Source organism: Corallococcus sp. EGB (assembly GCF_019968905.1).
Lineage (GTDB): Bacteria > Myxococcota > Myxococcia > Myxococcales > Myxococcaceae > Corallococcus.
In genome coordinates, this window is sequence record NZ_CP079946.1 from 5,392,604 (window position 1) to 5,415,037 (window position 22,434).

At 69.9% G+C, this 22,434-nt stretch carries 20 protein-coding genes; 11 read left to right on the forward strand and 9 right to left on the reverse strand.

The annotated features are described in order from the left end of the window. Window positions 1-100: 100 nt before the first annotated feature. The 8 genes from aroF to KYK13_RS22255 all read left to right on the forward strand — a co-directional run bounded on the left by aroF (window position 101) and on the right by KYK13_RS22255 (window position 8,216). Window positions 101-940 (forward strand): 3-deoxy-7-phosphoheptulonate synthase, encoded by an 840-nt coding sequence (aroF, locus tag KYK13_RS22220; RefSeq protein ID WP_223632777.1) that lies wholly within the window; start codon window positions 101-103, stop codon window positions 938-940. Beyond that, a complete protein-coding gene (ubiE, locus tag KYK13_RS22225; RefSeq protein ID WP_223632780.1) occupies window positions 937-1,626 on the forward strand; it encodes a bifunctional demethylmenaquinone methyltransferase/2-methoxy-6-polyprenyl-1,4-benzoquinol methylase UbiE in 690 nt (229 codons plus the stop codon). The genes aroF and ubiE overlap by 4 nt, the downstream gene beginning before the upstream one ends. After that, window positions 1,607-2,206: a shikimate kinase gene (locus tag KYK13_RS22230; protein ID WP_223632782.1), complete on the forward strand. Its 600-nt coding sequence runs from the start codon at window positions 1,607-1,609 to the stop codon at window positions 2,204-2,206. The genes ubiE and KYK13_RS22230 overlap by 20 nt, the downstream gene beginning before the upstream one ends. Continuing rightward, on the forward strand, window positions 2,206-3,453 hold the full coding sequence (locus KYK13_RS22235; RefSeq protein WP_370645143.1) for a shikimate dehydrogenase: 1,248 nt from the start codon (window positions 2,206-2,208) through the stop codon (window positions 3,451-3,453). Before KYK13_RS22230 ends, KYK13_RS22235 begins: the two co-directional genes overlap by 1 nt. Next, window positions 3,450-4,469, forward strand: coding sequence for a chorismate synthase (gene aroC, locus KYK13_RS22240; protein ID WP_223632786.1), 1,020 nt, complete (start codon window positions 3,450-3,452; stop codon window positions 4,467-4,469). The genes KYK13_RS22235 and aroC overlap by 4 nt, the downstream gene beginning before the upstream one ends. Next, complete coding sequence (locus tag KYK13_RS22245) at window positions 4,466-5,536, forward strand: 3-dehydroquinate synthase family protein (RefSeq protein ID WP_223632790.1); 1,071 nt, start codon at window positions 4,466-4,468, stop codon at window positions 5,534-5,536. The genes aroC and KYK13_RS22245 overlap by 4 nt, the downstream gene beginning before the upstream one ends. Further along, window positions 5,491-6,828 (forward strand): 3-phosphoshikimate 1-carboxyvinyltransferase, encoded by a 1,338-nt coding sequence (locus KYK13_RS22250; protein ID WP_370645144.1) that lies wholly within the window; start codon window positions 5,491-5,493, stop codon window positions 6,826-6,828. Before KYK13_RS22245 ends, KYK13_RS22250 begins: the two co-directional genes overlap by 46 nt. A gap of 86 nt (window positions 6,829-6,914) precedes the next feature. Next, window positions 6,915-8,216 (forward strand): citrate synthase, encoded by a 1,302-nt coding sequence (locus tag KYK13_RS22255; protein ID WP_223632795.1) that lies wholly within the window; start codon window positions 6,915-6,917, stop codon window positions 8,214-8,216. An 81-nt stretch (window positions 8,217-8,297) separates the two neighbouring features. Here KYK13_RS22255 and KYK13_RS22260 read toward each other — a convergent pair whose 3' ends face one another. Then, window positions 8,298-10,121 (reverse strand): long-chain fatty acid--CoA ligase, encoded by a 1,824-nt coding sequence (locus KYK13_RS22260; RefSeq protein WP_223632798.1) that lies wholly within the window; start codon window positions 10,119-10,121, stop codon window positions 8,298-8,300. A 95-nt stretch (window positions 10,122-10,216) separates the two neighbouring features. Here KYK13_RS22260 and KYK13_RS22265 point away from each other — a divergent pair, with 95 nt between their 5' ends. The 3 genes from KYK13_RS22265 (at window position 10,217) to pyk (ending at window position 13,117) form a co-directional block, all read left to right on the forward strand. After that, window positions 10,217-10,576, forward strand: coding sequence for a hypothetical protein (locus tag KYK13_RS22265; RefSeq protein WP_223632804.1), 360 nt, complete (start codon window positions 10,217-10,219; stop codon window positions 10,574-10,576). Window positions 10,577-10,705: 129 nt separating this feature from the next. Beyond that, window positions 10,706-11,506 carry a bifunctional nuclease family protein gene (locus tag KYK13_RS22270; RefSeq protein WP_223632807.1) on the forward strand — a complete coding sequence of 267 codons (801 nt, stop codon included), beginning with the start codon at window positions 10,706-10,708 and terminating at the stop codon, window positions 11,504-11,506. A gap of 210 nt (window positions 11,507-11,716) precedes the next feature. Next, window positions 11,717-13,117 carry a pyruvate kinase gene (gene pyk, locus KYK13_RS22275; protein ID WP_223632810.1) on the forward strand — a complete coding sequence of 467 codons (1,401 nt, stop codon included), beginning with the start codon at window positions 11,717-11,719 and terminating at the stop codon, window positions 13,115-13,117. A 36-nt stretch (window positions 13,118-13,153) separates the two neighbouring features. On the opposite strand, the gene KYK13_RS22280 is transcribed toward pyk, so the two are convergent. The 8 genes from KYK13_RS22280 to KYK13_RS22315 all read right to left on the reverse strand — a co-directional run bounded on the left by KYK13_RS22280 (window position 13,154) and on the right by KYK13_RS22315 (window position 22,434). Then, complete coding sequence (locus tag KYK13_RS22280) at window positions 13,154-13,819, reverse strand: hypothetical protein (RefSeq protein ID WP_223632813.1); 666 nt, start codon at window positions 13,817-13,819, stop codon at window positions 13,154-13,156. Between the two features lie 19 nt (window positions 13,820-13,838). Beyond that, window positions 13,839-14,966 carry a glutamine-hydrolyzing carbamoyl-phosphate synthase small subunit gene (gene carA / locus KYK13_RS22285; RefSeq protein ID WP_223632816.1) on the reverse strand — a complete coding sequence of 376 codons (1,128 nt, stop codon included), beginning with the start codon at window positions 14,964-14,966 and terminating at the stop codon, window positions 13,839-13,841. After that, window positions 14,966-16,267 carry a dihydroorotase gene (locus KYK13_RS22290; protein ID WP_223632827.1) on the reverse strand — a complete coding sequence of 434 codons (1,302 nt, stop codon included), beginning with the start codon at window positions 16,265-16,267 and terminating at the stop codon, window positions 14,966-14,968. The genes carA and KYK13_RS22290 overlap by 1 nt, the downstream gene beginning before the upstream one ends. Continuing rightward, window positions 16,264-17,157 carry an aspartate carbamoyltransferase catalytic subunit gene (locus tag KYK13_RS22295; protein WP_223632830.1) on the reverse strand — a complete coding sequence of 298 codons (894 nt, stop codon included), beginning with the start codon at window positions 17,155-17,157 and terminating at the stop codon, window positions 16,264-16,266. Before KYK13_RS22295 ends, KYK13_RS22290 begins: the two co-directional genes overlap by 4 nt. Before the next feature lie 80 nt (window positions 17,158-17,237). After that, the gene (gene lepB, locus KYK13_RS22300) at window positions 17,238-18,446 is read right to left on the reverse strand and encodes a signal peptidase I (protein WP_223632833.1); all 1,209 of its coding nucleotides are present in this window, start codon (window positions 18,444-18,446) and stop codon (window positions 17,238-17,240) included. A gap of 44 nt (window positions 18,447-18,490) precedes the next feature. Beyond that, window positions 18,491-20,302 carry a translation elongation factor 4 gene (lepA, locus tag KYK13_RS22305; protein WP_223632836.1) on the reverse strand — a complete coding sequence of 604 codons (1,812 nt, stop codon included), beginning with the start codon at window positions 20,300-20,302 and terminating at the stop codon, window positions 18,491-18,493. Between the two features lie 156 nt (window positions 20,303-20,458). Continuing rightward, window positions 20,459-21,403: an NAD-dependent epimerase/dehydratase family protein gene (locus KYK13_RS22310; protein WP_223632839.1), complete on the reverse strand. Its 945-nt coding sequence runs from the start codon at window positions 21,401-21,403 to the stop codon at window positions 20,459-20,461. A gap of 71 nt (window positions 21,404-21,474) precedes the next feature. Beyond that, window positions 21,475-22,434, reverse strand: coding sequence for a UDP-glucuronic acid decarboxylase family protein (locus tag KYK13_RS22315; protein ID WP_223646710.1), 960 nt, complete (start codon window positions 22,432-22,434; stop codon window positions 21,475-21,477).

The following is a 22,434-nucleotide window of genomic DNA, read 5'->3' on the forward strand; positions in this document are numbered from 1 at the left end:
ATGAAACACGAATTCTCGTAACTTCAGCCAAGAGGGAGCCGCCGTGGGAGGCCAGCAAGCAGACGACCCAGCCTCGCGGCGTGACCCGGGCGCACACCGCGTGCTTCGCGCGACGCGTCCCGAGGGCACGCGGGTGCGGGTGGGGGCCGTGGAGGTGGGCGGAGCCGGCTTCGTGGTGATGGCGGGGCCGTGCGCGGTGGAGGGCGCGGAGCAGCTGGAGCTGGCGGCGCGCGCGGTGGCGCAGGCGGGGGCGCACCTCTTGCGAGGCGGCGTGTTCAAGCCGCGCACCAGTCCGTACGCGTTCCAGGGCATGGGGGAGCCGGGGCTGAAGCTGTTGGTGGACGCCGGCAGGCGCCACGGTCTGCCCATCATCAGCGAGGTGATGGAGACGGAGCAACTGCCCCTCATGGCGCAGCACTCGGACGTCCTCCAGGTGGGCGCCCGGAACATGCAGAACTTCGGGCTGCTGCGCGCGCTGGGGAAGCTGCGCAAGCCGGTGCTGCTCAAGCGCGGGCTGTCCGCCACGGTGCAGGAGTGGCTCAACGCCGCCGAGTACATCCTGGCGGGCGGCAACGAGCAGGTGATGCTGTGCGAGCGCGGCATCCGTACCTTCGAGCCCGCGATGCGCAACACGCTGGACCTGGCCGCGGTGGCGTGGGCGAAGGAGCGCACGCACCTGCCGGTCATCGTGGATCCCTCGCATGCCACGGGCATCCCGTCCCTCATCACGCCCATGTCGCTGGCGGCAGCGGCCTGCGGTGCGGATGGTTTGTTGATTGAAGTCCACCCCCGGCCGGAGCAGGCGTTGTGCGACGGGCAGCAGGCCATGTCGCCCGGGGATTTCGCTACGTTGATGCAACGGCTGCCGGGCGTGCTCGCCGCGGTGGACCGACACCTTTGGACGCCGGCGGGACCGGCCCAGATCGCGGAGGCGCGATGAGCACCGAAGTGCGTCAGATGTTCTCCTCCATCGCCACGCGCTACGACGTGACGAATGAAGTCCTCTCCTTCGGCGTGCACCGGCTGTGGCGGCGCTCGGCGGTGAAGCTCAGCTGCGCCAGGGAGGGCAGCCAGGTGCTGGACTGCGCCACCGGCACCGGCGACCTGGCGCTCACGTTCAAGCGCAAGGTGGGGGCCTCGGGCCGCGTGGTGGGCACGGACTTCTGCCCGGAGATGCTGGAGAGCGCGCCGGCCAAGGCGGCCAAGGCGGGCCTGGACGTGGAGTTCCAGGTGCAGGACGCCATGGCGCTCACCTTCCCGGACAACACCTTCGACGTGGCGTCCATCTCCTTCGGCATCCGCAACGTGGATGATCCGGTGAAGTGCCTCCAGGAGATGGCGCGGGTGGTGCGCCCGGGCGGCCGCGTGGTGGTGCTCGAGTTCGGCCAGCCCACGGGCGCGTACGGCGCGCTGTTCCGCTTCTACAGCAAGACGGTGATGCCGGCGATTGGCGGCCTGCTCACGGGCAACCGCGCGGCGTACCAGTACCTGCCCCGCACCGCCGCGGCCTTCCCCGCCGGTGACCGCTTCCTCGCCCTGATGGACCAGGCCGGCGCCTACAGCGAGCGCGCCGCCCACCCCCTGCTGTTCGGAACCGCCTACGTCTATGTCGGCATCGTCCGTTGAGGCCCGGCGCGTCCTCGTCTCCCAAGTCGTCGCGTCGGTAGACCCCAGACTCCAGCAGGCGCTCCAGGGGGCATTGTCGTCCCCGGGGCCCTGCCCCCGCCCGACGGGCGCGCAGACCGTCGTCATCGCGGGACACCGCGCCGCGGGCAAGACACGCCTGTTGCCGCTCGTCTCGCGGTTGCTCGGCAGGCCCGGGCTGGACCTGGACGCGGAGCTGGAGCGCCGGCACGGGCGCCCGCTCCGCACCTGGGTCGCGGAGTCCCCCACCACCTTCCGCGCCGCCGAGCGCGAGACGCTGGGCCTGCTGCCCCGGGGCAGCGTGGTGGCGGTGGGCGGCGGCTTCCTGTCGCATCATCCGGAAGCGCTCGCGGAGCACTTCACGCTCGTCGTCCCCGTCACCTTCGACACGTACCGCGAGCGGCTGATGGCGGACACCACGCGCCCGCGGCTGCGCACGGACGTGTCGCTGGAGGAGGAGCTCCACTCGCTGTTCCATGAGCGCGAGGCGCTGCACGCCCGCGTCCCCACCATCTCCCTGGCGGACTTCCTCCGGGGCTGTCTTGCCCAGGAGCCTGCCTGATGGCCACCCGGCGCATCATCACCCTGCCCCCCACGCTCACCGGCGCGGACGCCGTGGCCTTCGCGCGCGACGGGCTGAAGCGCGGCGCGGATGTCATCGAGGTGCGGACGGACCTGCACGCGCCCGGCGACATCGACCCGGAGGCGCTCGCCCGCGTGATGCCGCTGCTCGTCTCCGAGCGGGGCAAGCCGCTGCCCGCCCCTTGGGTGCGGGCCGCGTGGCGCGTGGACCGCGACGTGGAGCGCGCGCAGGACATGGACGCGCCGCCTGGGAAGCTGCTCGCGTCGCATCACGCGGAAGGACCGCTGACGACGGCGGAGGCGCTGAGGCGCTGGTCCCGCCCCCTCCCCGCGGATGCGCTGGTGAAGCACGTGGAGCCCATGGACGGGCCCGCGCATCTGGAGGTGCTGCTGGAGACGCAGGCGCGGTTGTCCCAGCGCTTCGGCGCCGGGCGCGTCACCGTGCTGGGCATGGGGCCTGTCGCCATCCCGGCGCGCGCGGTGCTCTCGCGCCGGAACGGTCTGGAGTACGTGGCCATGGGCGGCCCGTGGACGGCGGCCCCGGGACAGCGATTGCTGGACGACGTGGTGCGCGAGCACCGCAGGGCGAAGGATCTGGACGCGCTCCGCCTGGGCATCCTGGGCACGGCGATTGCGCACTCACGCTCGCCGCGCATCCACCGTCAGCCGTTCGACCGCATCGACCTGGCGGAGGACGCGCCGGTGGAGGCGGTGGTGGACGCGCTGCTTCCGCACTACGCGGGCTTCGCGGTGACGAGCCCGTTCAAGATGCGGCTCGCGAAGCACACGGGTTCTTCGCTGGACGCCATCAACACGCTGGTGCGCCGGGGCTCGCGGTGGGAGTCCTTCAACACCGATACGGAAGGTGCCCGCGCGGTGCTGGAGCGCCTGGGCGCGAAGGATGTCTCGGTGCTGGGCGACGGCGGCTCCACGCAGGCGCTGCGGCTGGTGGCCGCCGAACATGGACTCGCCCTGCGGGTCGTGAAGCGCGCGGAGATTCAAGCCCCGCTGTCCGGGGATTGGGTCTGGACGTGGCCGGACCGCGTGGCGGCCCCTGAAAACCTGCGATTCCAGGGGGCACGCGTGGCGGTGATCGCATACGGTGCGCCGGGCCGGCGCGTCGCCGCGGAGATCGTTCGCCGCGGGGGCACCCCTCTCCTGCTCGGTGCGGCGTGGTTCGTCGCCCAGGCCCGGCGGCAGCGACAACTCTGGGAAACGGCGACATGAATACCTTCGGCACCCTCTTCCGGCTGACCACCTTTGGTGAAAGCCATGGCCCCGCGCTGGGCTCCGTCATCGACGGCTGCCCCGCGGGCGTCCCGCTCACGCGCGACATGCTCCAGGCGGCGTTGGACCGCCGGCGGCCCGGGCAGTCCGCCCTGGTGACCCCGCGCAACGAGCCCGACACCGTGGAGATCCTCTCCGGCGTCTTCGAGGACAAGACGCTGGGCACGCCCATCGCGGCCATCGTGCGCAACACGAACCAGCGCTCGCAGGACTACAACCAGCTGGCCAGCGTGGACCGGCCAGGCCACGCGGACGCCGTGTGGCGTGAACGTTACAAACACCGCGACCACCGGGGCGGCGGCCGCACCAGCGGGCGCGAGACGCTCTGCCGCGTCATCGGCGGCACCATCGCGGAGGCGTACCTCGCGCGAGACATGCCCTCCCTGAGCACCGTCGCCTATGTCTCCCAGGTGGGTGAGCTCGTCGCCCCCGTGCCGCCGCCGGGCCTCACCCGCGCCATGGTGGACGCACACCCCACGCGCTGCCCGGACGCCGCCGTGCGCGAGGAGATGGCCCGTCAGATTCTGGCCGCGAAGGAAGCCGGAGACAGCCTCGGTGGCTCCATCGACGTGCGCGTGGAGGGCCTGCCCGTGGGGCTGGGCGAGCCCATCTTCGGCAAGCTGAAGGCGCTCATCGCGCAGGCGCTGGGCAGCATCGGCGCCGTCACGGGTGTCGTGTGGGGCCCGCCGGATCTGCTCCAGCGCATCGGCCAGCCGGGCACGAAGTTCCACTCCGTGAAGGACGCTTACGGCGGCATCCAGGGGGGCCTCGCCAACGGTGAGCCCATGCAGGTGCGCGCCTACTTCAAGCCTCCCGCGACGCTCGCGGATCACGCCAAGGGCGGCCGTCACGACCCGTGCATCATGCCCCGCGCCGTCCCGGTGCTGGAGGCCATGGTGTCGCTCGTCATCGCCGACCTCGTCCAGCAACTCAACGCCCGTCCCCACTCCGCATGAGCCCGCTTCCTCCCGGTTCCTACCGTCCCCCGAACGACCGCTGGGGTTCCTTCACGAAGCTCGCCGCGAAGCTGCCCGAAGGCTGCGTCGCCGTCGTGGACCGCACCGTCGCGCGCTTCCACCCCACGCTCATCCCCGCGCTGGAGGCCCGCAAGCCGCGCGCCATCATCCAGCTGGTGGGCGGTGAGCGCGCCAAGAGCCTCGCGTCGCTGCAGAAGGTGCTCGCGGGCGGCATCACGCTGCCGCGCTCCGGCACGCTCGTCGCCGTGGGCGGCGGCACCGTGGGCGACGTGGCCACGGTGGCCGCGCACCTGCTCAAGCGGGGCGTGCGGCTCTTGCAGGTGCCCAGCACGCTGCTCGCGGCGGTGGACAGCAGCCTGGGCGGCAAGGGCGCGGTGGACCTGGTGGTGCGCGGCCGCGTGGTGAAGAACCCCGCGGGCGTCTTCCACTACGCGGACGAGACGTGGCTGTGCCCGGAGCTGTACGCCACGCTGTCCGACGCCCAGATTCGCGAGGGCTCCATTGAAGCGTGGAAGATGGTCGCGTCGCTGGATGCGTCCCTCTTCAAGCGCTACGTGCGCACGCCGCCGTCGCTGGAGAAGCTGGTGAAGGACGCGCGCCGCCTGAAGGAAGACGTCTGCGCGAAGGACCCCTACGAGCACCAGGGCCTGCGCCGCGTGCTCAACTTCGGGCACACCTTCGGCCACGTGCTGGAGAGCCTGTCGCGCTTCAAGCTGTCGCACGGCGACGCGGTGGGCCTGGGCATCCTCTGGGCCCTGGACGTGGGCCGGCACCTGGGCATCACCCCGGAGCCCGTGGCGCACGAGGTGGAGCGCGCGCTGGCGCGTGGCCCGGGCGTGCTGGGCCGCGACCGCGCGGCGGAGATTGGAAGCCGCGCGTCGCTGAAGGACGTGGCCGCGCTCCTGGACGCCGACAAGAAGGCCGGCGCCAACGGCGAGCTGCGCATGGTGCTGCTCACCGCCGTGGGCGCCGCGGACGTCGTGGATGTGATGCCGAAGACATGGCGGGCCCTGTGGCCCGCCTGGACCCGTGGAGCCCGCCCTTGAGCCACGCCTCGCCGAGCCGCCTCACCGTCGACCCGAGCGCCTTGAGCGCCTCACCGCTCACCCCGCCCGTGTCGAAGTCGGACGCCCAGCGAGCCCTGGTGTTGGGACACCTCACGGGCTCCTGGCCGCTGCCGTCGGTGCAGGAGGAATCGGACGAGGACCTCCCCGCCGACGTGCGCGTGCTGCGCCGGGGCGTGGAGGCCCTGCGCCTTCCCCCAGGCCCCGTGCGCGACGTGGACTGCGCGGACGGTGGCGCCCCCTTCCGCATCCTCGTCACGCAGGCCGCGGTGACGCCCGGCGCGCGCGTGCGCATCACCGGCACGCCCCGCCTGGGCGAGCGCCCGCACGGCCCGCTCTTCACGTCCTTGAAGCAGGCCCTGGGCTCCGCGGGCTTGACCATCACCGAAGGGACCCCGTGGCCGGTGGAGCTGCACGCCCCCCGGGACACCTCGAAGGTGGCGCCGGTGTTCCGCGTGCCGGGCGCGCAGAGCAGCCAGTACGCCTCCAGCCTGCTGTTGGGCTGCGCGGAGCGGTTCCTGCGCGAGAAGCGCGCGTGGAGCGTGGAGATCGAAGGCACGCTCACCAGCGCGGGCTACATGGACCTCACGGTGGCGTGGCTGCGCCGCTTCGGCTTCACCGTGAAACAGTCCGAAGGTCACTGCTCCGTCACGGATTATCAGGCGCCCGAATCCGTCCCATCACTGCCAGGCGACTGGTCGTCGCTGGGCTATCTGGTGCTCATCGCCTGGCGCACGGGTGGCACGGTGGAGCGCGCCGAGCCCGAGAGCGCGCACCCGGACCAGGCGATCCTCCGGCTGGTCGCCGACGTGGGGCTGAAAAGGGTCCCCGCGGGCGCGCCCCACACCTGGCGCTTCGAGGGTGAGGCCACGGGGGAGCTGCGCGCGACGGGCAAGGAATGCCCGGACCTCCTGCCCACGCTGGCGGCGCTCGCGTGCGTGCTGCCGCGCCCCACCACGCTCAGCGACGTGGGCATCCTGCGGGTCAAGGAGAGCGACCGGCTGGAGGGAATCCGCGCGCTGGTGGCGGCCTACGGCGGCACCACGGAGCTGTCGGCCGGAGCCGACAGCGAGACGCTGCGCATCGTCCCTCCGAAGGCGAAGCCCGCGCGCTTCGCCATGGACAGCCGGGGTGACCACCGCCTGGCGATGTCAGCGGCCACCCTGTGTGTGCTGTCCGGCGTGCCTCTGGATCTGACGGGGCCGGAGTGCGTGGAGAAGAGCTTCCCGGGCTTCTGGCGGCAGCTCACGCGCGCCGGCGTCCGCTATTCCTGAGCGGGGAGCCGACCCGGAAACTTCGCCTCTAAGACTTATCGTTCTTTTTTGTTGAAAGCGTCCGCCGCCCTGTGAAATCTCCGCCCATGCCCAAGGACACGCTGACCGTCACCGACAATCGGACCGGGAAGACGTACGAGATCCCGATCGAGAACGGCTGTATCCGCACCCCCGACCTGCGCCAGATCAAGACCGGCAGCGATGACTTCGGTCTGATGGGTTACGACCCCGCGTTCCTGAACACGGCGAACTGTAAGAGCGCCATCACGTTCATCGACGGCGACAAGGGCATCCTGGAGTACCGCGGCTACCCCATCGAGCAGCTCGCGGAGAAGTCCACCTTCCTGGAGGTGGCCTACCTGCTGCTCAAGGGCCAGCTGCCCACGCAGGCGGAGCTGGACAACTTCACGCACAACGTGACGCACCACACGCTGGTGCATGAGAACATCAAGTCCTTCATGGACGGGTTCCGCTACGACGCGCACCCCATGTCCATGCTGGGCTCCACGGTGGCGGCGCTGTCCGGCTTCTACCCGGACGCGAAGAACATCCGCGACGCGCGCAGCCGTGAGATCCAGATCACGCGCCTCATCGCGAAGATGCCCACCATCGCCGCGTTCTCCTACCGGCACTCGATGGGCCTGCCGTACGTCTATCCGGACAACGACCTGTCCTACGTCGCCAACTTCCTGGCGATGATCAAGCGCATCGGCACCACGACGTACAAGGTGCACCCGACGCTGGAGAAGGCGCTGGACGTCCTCTTCATCCTGCACGCGGACCACGAGCAGAACTGCTCCACCACGTCCGTGCGCACGGTGGGCTCGTCGCAGGTGGACCCCTACTCCGCGGTCGCCGCGGGCGTGGGCGCGCTCTACGGCCCGCTGCACGGCGGCGCCAACGAGGCGGTGCTCCGCATGCTCCGCGAGATCGGCACCAAGTCCGCCATCCCGGAGTTCATCAAGCAGGTGAAGGGCGGCGAGGGCGAGAAGAAGCTGATGGGCTTCGGCCACCGCGTCTACAAGTCCTACGACCCGCGCGCCAAGGTCATCAAGCGCGTGGCGGACGAGGTCTTCGAGGTGACGGGCAAGAACCCGCTGCTGGAGATCGCGCTCGAGCTGGAGCGCATCGCGCTCGAGGACGAGTACTTCGTGAAGCGCAAGCTGTATCCGAACGTCGACTTCTACTCGGGCCTCATCTACGAGGCGATGGGCTTCCAGGCGGAGATGTTCCCCGTCCTGTTCGCCATCCCCCGCACGGTGGGCTGGTGCGCGCAGTGGGAGGAGATGGTCACGGACAACGAGCAGAAGATCGCCCGTCCCCGTCAGGTCTACACGGGCTCCGCGCGCCGCGACTACGTGGCCCGCGAGGCGCGCACGGGCAAGTAGTCACCGGCTTCGACAGCCGCTGAAGCACGAAGGGGCGCGGGACTCCGGTTCGAGTCCCCCGCCCCTTTCGCTTTGCGTCCCCTACCCGTGGGCCGCGACGCCGGGTGCGGCGGGCTCGCGGTAGAGCGCGTCGATGACGTCCGCGTACTTCTGCTCCACCACCTTGCGGCGCATCTTCATGCTGGGCGTGAGCTCGCCGCCGTCGATGGTGAACTCCCCCGGCAGCACGCGGAAGCGCTTGATGGTCTCGAAGCGCGACAGCTTCGGGTTCACGTCGCGCTCGATTGCCTCCAGCAGGTGCTGCTGGAGCTGCGGATCCTCCACCAGCGCGGCCACGTCCTCCGGCCAGCCCTTCTCCCTTGCCAGCTTCCGCGCCCGGTCCGGCTCCAGCGTCACCAGCGCCACCAGGTAGTTGCGCCGGTCGCCCACCACCAGCGCGTGCCCCACGGGCGAGACGGCCTTGAGCATCTCCTCGATGTTCGCGGGCGACGTCTTCTTGCCGCCGGAGGTGACGATGATCTCCTTCTTGCGCCCGGTGATGCGCAGGAAGCCCTCCGCGTCCAACTGCCCCACGTCGCCCGAGTGCAGCCACCCGTCCGCCAGCAGGTCCTGCGTGGCCTCCGGGTTGCGGTGATAGCCCAGGCATACGTTGCCACCCTTCACGAGGATCTCCCCGTCCTCGGCGATGCGCACCTCCACGCCCAGCATGGGGCGGCCCACCGTGCCCAGCCGCGCGCACTCTGTGGTGCTCACCGTGGCGGGGCCGGACAACTCCGTCATGCCCCAGACCTCCAGCAGCACCACGTCGATGGAGGCGAAGAAGTCCAGCACGTCCCGCCCAATGGGCGCCGCGGAGGTGGAGAACAGCTTCGCCTTCTCCAGGCCGATGCGCGTCTTCAGCGGCTCGAACACCAGGCGCCGGGCCAGCGCGAACTTGGCCTCCATGAGCGACGGCACGCGCTCCTGGTTGAGCATGCGCGTGTTGCGCTCCAGCGCCGCGGCGCGGGCCCACTCCACCAGCCGGCGCTTCATGGGCGGCTGCGCGGCCAGGCCCTCCTCCGCCTTCGTCTTGAACTTCTCCCAGACGCGCGGCACCGCGAAGAAGATGGTGGGGCGCACCTGCGTGAGGTTCTTGCCCAGCGCGTCCAGCGAGTCCGCGAAGTACACCTGCGTGCCCATGAGCAGCGGGCTGTGCAGGGAGACGATCTGCTCCGCGATATGGGACAGCGGCAGGTACGACACCAGCCGCTCGTCCTCCATGTCCTTGAAGCCCAGGGTGTCGCACAGCTGCTTCGACGTCCACGCGAGGTTGCGGTGGCTCAAGGCCACGCCCTTGGGCTGGCCGGTGGTGCCAGAGGTGTAGATGAGCGTGGCCAGCGCGTCCGGGTGGAGCGCGTGGACGGCATCCCAGTACGGGGCTTCGTCCGCCTTCGCGCCGGAGGCCAGCATGTCCGTGTAGCGCAGGACACCCGCCGGCAGGGGCATGGGCGCGTCCACGACGATGAGGTGCTTGAGCGCTGGCAGCCGCTTCTGGACCTCCAGGGCGGTGGCCAGGTGCTTCGCGTTCTCCACCAGGAGGAAGCGCGCCTCGCAGTGGCCCAGGATGTAGACGAGCTGATCCACGCTGCTGGTGGTGTAGAGCCCCACCGGCACGCCCCCCATGGCCATGGCCCCCAGGTCCGCGACGTGCCAGGCCTCGCGGTTGAAGCTCAGGATGCCGAGCGGGTCGCCCTCCTGGAACCCCAGCGCGTGCAATCCCAGGGCGAAGCGCTTGACGCGCTGGGCATAGTCGAACCACGAGGTGGGGACATAGGCGCTTCCATGGCGGGACCAGAGTGCCGGGCGGTGTTCCAGCCGCGCGGCCTGGTCGTGGAGCGCATGCAGCATCGTCTTGGGCAGGTCCATCCGCCGGAACGTAATGGAAGCGTCCCGGCCGTTCCACGCCCCCACGTCTCAGGCGTTGACAGCATGTTCACCGGCTTTGTATGCCGCGCCCGACCATGAGCATCGACTTCACCTGTCAGAAGTGCGAGGCCAGCTTCGAGTTGGAAGCCCAGGACCTCATCGAGGGGACGGAGAAGATTGTCTGCCCCCACTGCGACGCGAAGGCGCCCGCCAACCTCACCGAGGACTTCGTCGCCGCGCTCACGGAGATGCGCGCGCAGATCGCCACCCTGAGCAAGAAGTTCGCGGTGACGATGACGCTCGAAGCCGAGGAGCTGGAGGACGAGCTCGACGAGGAGGACGAGGACGAGGAGGAGTCCGACGAGGACGAGGACCTCGACGAGGACGAGGACGACGAGGAGTCCGAGGACGACGAGGACTACGACGACGAAGAGTCCGAGGACGACGACCGCTAGCCGCCTCGCGCCCTTTCTTCCCGCCTGCCCGCCCGCCCTCCTACCGGGTGGGTCAGGGCCCGGGGGCTGCTCGCGACAGCGATGGGGCGGTGCCCTCCCGGTGAAGGGAGAGGTGCGTAGCTTAGGGATGTGAAAACGTCCGACCGCGCCAATTTCTTCGTCGCTCCGTTCACGGCCGTGGTGCTGGCGCTGGGGGGAGCCTTGTTCCTTCCCGCGTTCGGGATCCCCGGCGCCATCGCCGCGGGTGAGCCGGCGGAAGGCAGCAAAGAGAAGCCCTGCATCACCGAGAAGGGCAGCGACCCCAGGGCCTGCACGGAGCTGGTGGAGCTGGAGGTGAAGGACGTGGTCCCCTTGGAGGAGGCGCAGACGCACGCCGTCGTGCTGACCACCAAGGACGGGGAGACGGTGCTCCCCCTCTTCGTGGACGAGGGCGCGGCGGTCTCCATCGCCTTCCGCCTCGCGGAGCGTCCGCCGCCCCAGCCGCTGTCGCAGGACCTGCTGGACGACGTGGTGTCCAAGCTGGGCGGCAAGGTGACAGAGGTGCGCATCGATGACCTGCGCGACAACGTCTACTCCGGCCGCGTCTTCCTCCAGCAGGGCAAGAAGGAGATGGCGCTGGACGCGAGGCCCTCGGACTCCATCGCCATGGCCATGCACAGCCAGGCCCGCATCCGCGTGACGCGCAAGGTGCTGGCCAAGGCGGGCATCACCCGCGAGGAGATCGAGTCCCTCAAGAAGCAGCAGGACCTGGGCGTGGGCGGCAGCGGCGGCCTGGGGGATGGCGAGGACATGGGTCCCCTGCCCCCGCCGCCTCCCATGGGCCCCTCCGGCCAACCGAAGCCGCCGTCCGAGGACATCGGCATGGATCACTCCTCCCGGCGGCACCCGCTGCTGGCGCCCATGGGCAAGGGCCAGGAGATTGATCTCTAGCGGTCCGAAGAGGCCTGCCCCGGAACGATGAAAGCCCGGCCCCCCCTCCCAGGGTAGCCGGGCTTTCGTCGTCTCAAGCGTCTGAGAAGGCCACGAATGACGTGCGCTGGCCTGCGGTAACTTTCCGTCCAGCGCGTGAGGTCAAGAGTTAGTCCGTTGGCCGCAAGGCTGTCAAGCCAGCCACGCCCCGAGGCTAGGATGGGCGGTCTTATGCGCAAAGCGAAGATCATCTGCACGCTCGGTCCGGCATCGGACTCGAAGGAAGTCATCGAGGCGCTGGTGAAGGCGGGCATGAACGTGGCCCGGCTCAACTTCTCCCACGGGACGCACGATGAGCACCGCGAGCGGGTCCAGCGCATCCGCGCGGTGTCGAAGAAGCTGGGCGTGCCGGTGGCCATCCTCCAGGACGTGCAGGGCCCCAAGGTGCGCCTGGGGCGCTTCGAGGGCGGCCAGCTGATGGTGACCACCGGCGACACCGTGACGGTCACGACCCGGGCGGTGCTGGGACAGGGGCGCATCATCCCCACCCCGGTGCGCACGCTGCCCCGGGACGTGGAGAAGGGCCACGAGGTGCTGCTGGACGACGGCCGCGTGCGCCTGCGCGTGCTGAAGGTGAATGGCCAGGACGTCACGTGCCGCGTGGAGGTGGGTGGGCTGCTCAAGGATCACAAGGGGCTCAACCTGCCCGGCACGGCGATGTCGGTGCCCACGCTGACGGAGAAGGACAAGGTGGACCTGGCGTTCGGTCAGGAGCTGGGCGTGGACTACGTGGCGCTGTCCTTCGTGCGAAGCGCGCAGGACGTGCGCCAGGCGCGCGCGCTGGTGGCGAAGCGCAAGACGCCGCTCATCTCCAAGATTGAAAAGCCCCAGGCGGTGGAGAACCTGGAGGCCATCGCCGCGGAGTCGGATGGGGTGATGGTGGCCCGCGGCGATCTGGGCGTGGAGATGCCGCTGGAGCAGCTGCCCGCCATCCAGAAGCGCGCCGTGCGCGAGGTGAACCGCATGGGCGGCATCGTCATCGTCGCCACGGAGATGCTGGAGAGCATGGTGCTCAACGCCCGGCCCACGCGCGCGGAGGTGTCGGACGTGGCCAACGCCATCCTCGACGGCGCGGACGCGGTGATGCTGTCCGGCGAGACGGCCGCGGGCCGCTACCCCGTGGACGCGGTGTCCACCATGGCGCGCATCGTGGAGGAGACGGAGCGCAGCAGCGTCATCACCCTGGCCCACTCGCCCTTCGAGCGCTCCGAGGACCTGGGCACCGGCGTCGCCGCGGCGGCGGTGGCCGCGTCCCGGCAGCTCAACATCGCGACCATCGTCGCGTACACGGAGAGCGGCCACTCCGCGCGCCTCATCTCCGAGTTCCGCCCCGGCGCGCGCATCATCGGCCTGACGCCCAACGCGGACACGGTGAACCGGATGGGGCTGTACTGGGGGGTGACGGGCCGCCAGGTGAAGCGCATTGCGTCCACGGACGCCATGCTCAAGCAGGTGCGCCGGCTCTGCCAGGAGGAGCACCTCTGCAAGGTCGGCGAGCCCTTCATCCTGGTGGCCGGCGTACCGCTCAACGTGCCGGGCAATACCAACCTGATGAGCATCCACCGCGCCTGAAGTCAGCGCGCGGCGGCGGCACGGGAGCGGAAGGCCCTACAGGACCTTCTGCTCGAAGTCGTAGAGCTTCTCCACGGACAGCTGGCGGTAACGCTCCACGTTGAGGGCCCGGCGGGCGCACTCCCACACGAGCTCCTTCGCGGGGCGCTCCGGCTCCTTCTTCTTGCGGCGCTTCACCTCGGCCTTGATGGCCTTGAGCGCCATGGCCGGGTGGTAGCAGAAGGCCGCGGAGAACAGCAGGTGGCCGCCGAAGGGCACCAGCCGCGCCTCCAGCACGTCCCCCACCGCCAGGCCCGCGACGTGGCGGCGCTCCGTCACGTCGAAGTCCTTGCCGGAGAAGAGCTCGCGCAGGCGCACCATGCCCTTGCCCAGCTTGCGGACCTCGAAGAGGCCGTGGACCGTCTCCGTGAAGCTGCGGAAGGCGTTGGCCTCTTCCGGCGCCGAGGACTGCAGGCGCTGCTCGTACAGCTCCGCGGCCGGCGTCTTGCCGGTGAGCGGCGAGACGCGGTCGTAGAGGTAGTAGTCCAGGAACGACGCCATCCGCAGCTCGAAGAACTTGTCGTCCTCGAAGACCTCGCCGGTGAGGCGGAAGTACTCCGCCTTGGCGTCCAGGAGGTCCGGCTTGCGCGCCTCCGAGCTGCCGAAGGCGATGAGCTGGTCCAGGTACGGCTGGTACGACAACGGGGTCAGCGCGGTGTCCATGGCCGTTGCGAGCCTCTTCCTACGAACCCGCCATCAGCGTCGCGAAGCGGCTGAACAGGTAGCGCGCGTCGTGAGGGCCGGGCGAAGCCTCGGGGTGGTACTGCACGCTGAAGGCCCGCGCGTCCGGAACGGCCAGGCCCTCCACCGTGCCGTCGTTGAGGTTGATGTGCGTGACGACGGCCTTGCCCTTGAGGCTGGCGTCGTCCACCGCGAAGCCGTGGTTCTGCGCGGTGATCTCCACCTTGCCCGTGGTGAGGTCCTTCACGGGCTGGTTGCCGCCGCGGTGGCCGAACTTCATCTTGTACGTCCGGCCGCCCAGCGCGAGCGCCATGATCTGATGCCCCAGGCAGATGCCGAACACCGGCACCTTGCCCAGGAGCGCCGCCACCGTGCGGTCCGCGCCCTTCACCGCGGCCGGGTCGCCGGGGCCGTTGGCAAGGAAGACGCCGTGCGGCTTCTTCGCCAGCACCTGCTCCGCCGTGAAGTGGGACGGCACCACCGTCACGCGGCAGCCCACGTCCACCAGGTACTGGAGCATGGAGCGCTTGAGGCCGTAGTCGTACGCGATGACGTCGTACTTCAGCTCCGGCTCCGGGCGCTTGTCACCGGTGCCCAGGAACACGTCCGGCGACGGCGTGGTGAAGACGTAGGGCTCCTTGGTGGACACGCCCGTGGCCAGGTCCAGGCCCTCCATGCCGGCGGCGGTGCGCGCGCGCTCGGACAGGGCGGCGGCGGACACGTTCTCCGTGGAGATGATGCCCGTCTGCGCGCCGTGCGTGCGCAGGTGGCGCACCAGCCGGCGGGTGTCCACGCCCTCGATGCCCACGCGGCCGTGGCGCGCGAGGTACGCGTCCAGCGTCTCCTGCGAGCGCCAGTTGGAGGGCGTCCTCGTCAGCGAGCGCACCACCATGCCCACCGCGTGCGGCAGCCCCGCCTCTTCGTCCTCCGCGTTCGCCCCGATGTTGCCCATCTCCGGGTACGCCATCGTGACGATCTGCCCCACGTACGAGGGGTCCGTGAGGATCTCCTGGTAGCCGTACATGGACGTGTTGAACACCACCTCGCCCACCGTCTCGCCGGTCGCGCCAAAGGCCCGACCCTCGAACGTGGTGCCATCCGCCAGTGCGAGCACCGCCCGCTTCGTCATCACCGCGACTCCTTGAGCTGACCGTCCTCGAACACACACCGGCCGCCCACCCACGTCTGCGTCACGCGACCCTTCAGCGTGCGCCCGTGGAAGGGCGTGTTGCGACTGCGGGAATAGAACCGGTGGGCATCCACCGTCCACTCCTCCGAAGGTGACACCAACGTGATGTCCGCCGGGGCACCAGGCGCCAGGTGACCGCCCGGCAGGCCGAATACCCTCGCCGGCCCGTCCGACAGCAGCTCCACCGCCCGGCGCGGGGTGAGCACGCCCTCGTGCACCAGCGCCAGGGTGAGCCCCAGGGCCGTCTCCAGCCCGACGATGCCGTTGATGCCCTTCTCGAACTCCACCAGCTTGTCGGATACGCCGTGCGGCGCGTGGTCCGTGGCGATGGCGTCCACCGTGCCGTCCACCAGCGCCTCGCGCAGCGCCCTCACGTCCACGTCGCTCCGGAGCGGCGGCGCCATCTTCGCGTGGGTGTCGTAGTCCCCCACCGCCCGGTCATCCAGGGTGAAGTGGTGCGGCGCCACCTCGCAGGTGACGCGCAGGCCGCGCTTCTTGGCCTCGCGGATGAGCCGCACGCTGCCCTCGCACGACACGTGCGCCACGTGCAGGCGACCCTTCGTCTCCTCCAGGAGCACCAGGTCGCGCGCCACCATGGCCACCTCCGCGGAGGACGGAATGCCGCGCAGGCCCAGCCGCGTGGACGTGGCGCCCTCGTGCATCGCGCCGCCGGCGGACAGCGTGAGGTCCTCCTCGTGGACCATCACCGGCACGTCGAACTGGGTGGCGTACTGGAGCACCCGGCGCATCAGCCCCGCGTTCATCACCGGGCGGCCGTCGTCGGTGAGCGCCACGCAGCCGGCGCCAATCAGCTCGCCCGCCTCCGACAGCTCCTCGCCCTTGAGCCCCTTGGTGATGGCGCCCGCCGGGTACACGTGGCACAGGGCCGCGTCCCGCGCGCGCGACAGCACCAGCTCCGTGACGAGCGCGCTGTCGTTCACCACCTTCGTGTTGGGCATGGCGACGACGCCGGTGAAGCCGCCCGCCACCGCCGCGCGGCAGCCGGTGAGGACCGTCTCCTTGCCCTCTTCTCCCGGCTCGCGCAGGTGCACGTGCAGGTCGATGAAGCCCGGCACCAGCCACTGGTCGGTGGCGTCCACCACGCGCGCGTCCTTCGGCGCGGGCAAGGGGCCTTCCGACACCTGGGCCACGCGGCCGTCCATCACGAGCACGTCACGAACGCCGTCCACGCCATTGCGCGGGTCGATGACACGCGCCCGCTGGAAGAGCACCGGGGTCATGATGCGCACGCCTCCAGGATGGCCCGGCGCACCGCGACGCCGTTGGCCACCTGCTCCAGGATGACGCTGCGAGGCCCGTCCGCCACCACCGGCGACAACTCCACGCCTCGGTTGATGGGGCCGGGGTGCAGCACGAGGGCGTCCGGCTTCATCCGCTCCGCGCGGGCGGGCGTGACACCGAACAGCCGCGAGTACTCCCGCTGGGACGGCAGGAAGGCTTCCGACATGCGCTCCGTCTGCAGCCTCAGGCACATCACCGCGTCCGCCTGGGGAAGCACGGCGTCCAGGTGGTGCGAAACCTCTCCGCCCATCTCCTCCAGCCCTGGCGGCAGGAGGGTGGGCGGTCCGCAGAGCACGACGCGCGCCCCCAGCGCCTTGAGGCACAAGAGGTTGGAGCGCGCCACGCGGCTGTGCAGCACGTCGCCGACAATCAGCACCGTGCGCCCGTCCAGCCGGCCCCAGCGCTGGCGCAGGGTGAAGGCGTCCAGCAGGGCCTGGGACGGATGCTCATGGGCGCCATCACCCGCGTTGACCACCGCGCACTTCACGTGACGGGCCACGAGCCCCGGCGCGCCGGAGGAGCGGTGGCGGATGACGATGGCCGCGGGGCCCATGGCCTCGATGTTGCGCGCGGTGTCCAGGAGCGTCTCCCCCTTGGACACGGAGGAGCCCGCGTAGCTCCAGTTGAGGACGTCCGCGCCCAGCCTCCGCGCGGCCACCTCGAAGGAGGAGCGCGTCCGGGTGGAGTCCTCGAAGAAGAGGTTCGCCACGACGCGGCCGCGCAGCACGTGCGAGGCATCCGGTCCGCCGGGCAGGTGCGTCTGGGCACGGTCGAGCAGCGCTTCCAGCTCGTCCCGCCGCCAGCCTGCGATTCCGAGAAGATGTCTCATGGGCCGGGGCCGCCGCGTACCGCGCGCCGCACGTTGCGTCAAGCACGGCGCGTGGCGGTCCCCTGTCAGGCGTCCGTTCTTCAGCGCACCGGTTCGAAGAAGCGGTCCACCCTGAGGCCCGTGCCGCCGAACAGGTTGCCCAGCAGGCCGCCCCAGCCGAGCGACAGCCACACCACCATGGCCTTGCCCTTGATGTGGCCGTAGGGCACGTAGGCGACCTCGGCGCCGCCCGGGCCGCCCAGGTTGTAGCGGCTGTCCGCGCTGTTGTCCCGGTTGTCGCCCATGACGAAGACGCTGTCGGGGGGCACCGTGTAGGGGCCCTCGTGCTCGCGGCCCGGCAGGCGCATGGGGTGCTGGAGCGCCGAGTGCACCACGCCGCCCAGGTCCTCGCGATAGAGCACCTCTTCCTGGTCGAACCAGCGGCCCGTCGTGTCGTCCTGGTTGTGCACCACGTAGTCCGGCGTCACCAGCGTGCGCGGCTGCACCTCGCCGTTGATGCGCACCACCCCGTCGACGATCTCCACCGTGTCGCCAGGGATGCCGATGACGCGCTTGATGAAGTCCTTGGACTCGTCCACCGGGTTGTTGAAGACGATGACGTCCCCGCGCTCGGGCGCGCGCACGATGCGGAACGGCACCTTGTTGATGAACGGGATGCGCACGCCGTAGATGAACTTGTTGACGAAGACCTGATCGCCAATCTGCAGCGTGGGCAGCATGGAGCCGGAGGGGATGCGGTACGGCTCCACCAGCACCGTGCGGATGACCAGGGCGATGAGCAGCGCCTTGCCGAAGCCGCCGAGGAAGTCCCACACGGACTGCTTGCGGAACGCGCCCAGCTGCTCCTGGGTGAGCTTCTCCAGCGCCTGGGTCTCCGTGCGCAGCAGCTCCGCGTTGCCCGCGATGGAGGCCGCCTCCACGCGCAGGGCCTGCTCGGTGATGCGATCCGCCGCGGCCGGGGACACCTTGCCGCCCACGCGCGCGAGGATGCGCTCGTCCTCGGAGATGAGCTCGCGCGCCTCGTGGCGCAGCGTGCGCAGCTGCGACTCCTTCTTGGAGGCGGTGCGCCAGACGATCAGGCCCGCGAAGGCCAGCACCATCAGGAGGCCGAAGCCCTTCATCAGGGGCTGGGCCCAGGACGCCGTGCCGGGCGCCATCTCGATGAGCGTGACGTAGGGGATGAACGCCAGGCCCACGCCGCACAGCGGGGCCCAGAGGCTGGTGAGCAGCTCGCGCCACATCAACTGGCGGCGGGCCTTGAGCTGCTCCGGGGTGCGTCGCGCGGCCATGGCCGCTCCCAGCTTGGCGGAAGGACTGGCCGTGCTCATAGGCGTTACTGCTCCGTCTTGAGGACCGCGAGGAAGGCTTCCTGCGGGATCTCCACCGTGCCCACCTGCTTCATGCGCTTCTTGCCCTCCTTCTGCTTCTCCAGGAGCTTGCGCTTGCGGCTGATATCGCCGCCGTAGCACTTGGCGAGCACGTTCTTGCGCATCGCGGAGATCGTCTCACGGGAGATGATCTTCGCGCCGATGGCGGCCTGGATGGCCACCTCGTACATCTGCTTCGGAATCACTTCCTTGAGCTTCTCGCAGACCTCGCGGCCGCGCTGGTACGCGCGCTCGCGGTGCACGATGACGCTGAGCGCGTCCACCGGCTCGCCGTTGATGAGGATGTCCAGCTTCGCGAGGTCCGACTCCTGGTAGGACGACAGCTCGTAGTCCAGGCTCGCGTAGCCGCGCGACACGCTCTTCAGCCGGTCGAAGAAGTCGAAGACGACCTCCGCCATGGGCATCTCGTACGTCACCTGCACGCGGGTGCCGCTGGAGCCCAGGTACTTCATGTCCTTCTGCACGCCGCGCCGGTCCTGGCACAGCTTCAGGATGGCGCCCAGGTGCTCGTTGGGCACGTGGATGTGGCAGGTGAGGATGGGCTCCTCGAACTTCTCGATGTTCTGCGTGGGCGGCAGCTTCGCCGGGTTGTCCACCAGCATCGTCTCACCCTTGCTGGTGGTGATGCGGTAGACCACCGACGGCGCCGTGGTGATCAGGTCGAGGTTGTACTCGCGCTCCAGGCGCTCCTGGACGATCTCCATGTGGAGCAGGCCCAGGTAGCCGCAGCGGAAGCCGAACCCCAGCGCCGTGGACGACTCCGGCTCGTAGGTGAAGGCGGAGTCGTTGAGCGTCAGCTTCGCCAGCGCGTCGCGCAGGTTCTCGTAGTCGGCGGAGTCCACCGGGAAGATGCCGGAGAACACCATGGGCTTCACTTCCTTGAAGCCCGGGAAGGGAGCCTCCGTGGGCCGCGCCTCCTCCGTCACGGTGTCGCCGACCTTCGCGTCCTGCAGCTCCTTCACGTTGGCGACGAGGACGCCCACCTCGCCGGCCATGAGCTGCGGCACCGGGCGCGAGAACGGGCTGAACACGCCCAGCTCCTGCACCTCGAAGACCTTGTTGTTGCTGAACATCTTGATCTTCTGCTTGAGCTTCAGCGTGCCTTCCAGCACGCGCACCAGCGTCACCACGCCCCGGTAGTTGTCGTACCAGGAGTCGAAGATGAGCGCCTTGAGCGGCGCGCTCGGCGACCCCTGCGGCGGCGGCACGCGCTGCACCACCGACTCCAGGATGTCGTGGATGCCGAGGCCCTCCTTCGCGGAGGCCGGCACCGCGATGGACGCGTCGATGCCGATGACGTCCTCGATCTCCCCGCGCGTGCGGTCCACGTCCGCGCTCGGAAGGTCGATCTTGTTGATGACCGGGATGATCTCCAGGTTGTGGTCCAGCGCCATGTAGACGTTGGCGAGCGTCTGCGCCTCCACGCCCTGGGTCGCGTCCACGACGAGCAGCGCGCCCTCGCACGCGGCCAGGCTGCGGCTCACCTCATAGGCGAAGTCCACGTGTCCCGGCGTGTCGATGAGGTTGAGGACGTAGTTCTGGCCGTCCTTCGCGGTGTACGTCATCCGCACGGACTGGGCCTTGATGGTGATGCCCCGCTCTCGCTCGATGTCCATGTTGTCGAGGAACTGGGCCTGCGCCTCACGCTTGGTCAGCGTGCCTGTCTTCTCCAGGAGGCGGTCGGCCAGCGTCGACTTTCCATGGTCGATGTGGGCGATGATGCAGAAGTTGCGGATGTGCGCGTTTTCAGCCGGCATGGTCAGGGCGCTCGTCGGTCGCGAAGCGGGCGTAGGTAACACCGAACCCGCTGAAAATCCACGACCGGCGCACTCCTGCCCGCCGGGCACTCCACCCGCCTGACGCCTCGTGCACCCCCCGGCATCCGGGCCGGAGGGGCACCACGGCGAAGGGACCTAACCCCGGGCGCGGACGGGCCCGGCGGCCTGGTCGCGGAAGAACTGCAGCGTGCGGCGCAGGCCCTCCGCCAGTTGCACGGACGGCTCCCAGCCCAGCACCTTCTTCGCGAGGGACGCGTCGATGCACGAGCGCATCTGCTCGCCCGGCTTGCCCGGCGCGTGCGCGGCCTTCAGCGAGCTGCCGCCGGCCTCCGCGATGAGCTCGTAGAGCCGGTTGATGTCCGTCTCCACGCCGGTGCCGATGTTCGCGGCGCCCACGTAGTCGCTCTGGAAGGCCAGGTAGTTGGCGCGGGCCACGTCCGGACCGAAGACGAAGTCACGCGTCTGCTTGCCCTCGCCGAAGATGGTGCAGCCCTGCCCCGAGATGGTGCGCTGGCAGAAGATGGCCACCACGCCCGCCTCGCCGTGCGGGTTCTGCCGCGGGCCGTACACGTTGGCGTACCGCAGGGCGACGTACGGCAGGCCGTACTGCGCCCGGTAGTAGCCCAGGTACAGCTCGCCCGCCGCCTTGGAGACGCCGTAGGGCGACACGGGCCGCGTGGGGTGGTCCTCGCGGGCGGGGAAGGTGTCCTGCTCGCCATAGATGGCGCCGCCGGTGGAGCTGAAGATGACCTTCTTCACGCCGGACTGGCGCGCGGCCTCCAGCAGGTTCGTCATGCCGCGGATGTTCACGTCCGCGTCGAAGCCGGGGTCCTCCACGCTCTTGCGCACGTCCATCTGGGCGGCCAGGTGGCAGAGCACCTGCGGCTTCTCCGTGCGGATGAGCTCCGCGGCCTCCGGGCTCCGGATGTCGTGCACGGCCAGCCGCACGCGCGGATCCAGGTTCTCCTTCTTGCCGCTCGACAGGTTGTCCAGCGCGATGACCTCATGGCCATTGCGCAGGAACTCATCACACACGTGCGAGCCGATGAAGCCCGCGCCGCCCGTTACCAGGACTTTCACGCCGTTCTCCCCAGGCCCCGGCCGCCAGGGGGCCGGGCCGACTGCCTCGCGTTCACTCGCGCGCGGCCAACCTATGCCCCGGAGGGGCGACCGGCAACCTCTCGGAAGTACGCGATGGTGTCCCGCAAACCATCTTCCAGCCGCACCTTGGGCTCCCAGCCCAGCAGCGTGCGCGCGCGGGTGATGTCCGGCTGACGCTGCTTCGGATCATCCTTGGGCAACGGGTGGTAGACGATCTGCCTACCTCCGCCGGCCGCTTCCCGCACGGCCTCCGCGAACTGCTTGATGGTCATCTCGCGCGGGTTGCCGATGTTCACCGGGCCGCGGACGTCCGAGAGGATCAGCCGCACCAGGCCGTCCACCAGGTCCTTCACGTAGCAGAACGAGCGCGTCTGGCTGCCGTCCCCGAAGACGCTGAAGTCCTCGCCCTTGAGGGCCTGGCCCACGAAGGCGGGCACCACGCGGCCGTCATTGAGGCGCATGCGCGGGCCGTAGGTGTTGAAGATGCGCACGATGCGGACGTTCACGCCGCGGCTGCGCTCGTAGGCGGCGCTGATGGCCTCCGAGTAGCGCTTGGCCTCGTCGTACACCGAGCGCGGGCCAATGGGGTTCACGTTGCCCCAGTAATCCTCCTTCTGGGGGTGCACCAGCGGATCGCCGTAGACCTCCGACGTGGAGGCCATGAGGAACACGGCCTTCTTCTTCTCCGCCAGCTTCAGCGCGTTCTCCGTGCCGATGGAGCCCACGCGCAGCGTCTCGATGGGGAGGTTCGCGTAGTCGATGGGCGACGCCGGCGAGGCGAGGTTCAGGACGAAGTCCACCGGCCCGTCCACCTCCAGCCCCTCCGTGATGTCCTGCTTCACGAACTGGAAGCCCGCGCGCGGCTTCAGCGTGCGCACGTTCGCTTCGTTCCCCGTGATGAGGTTGTCCACCGCGAGGACGGACTCCGCGCCGTCGTCCAGCAGCCGCTCACACAGGTGCGAGCCCACGAATCCGGCCCCACCCAACACCACCGCCCGCTTGCCACGCAT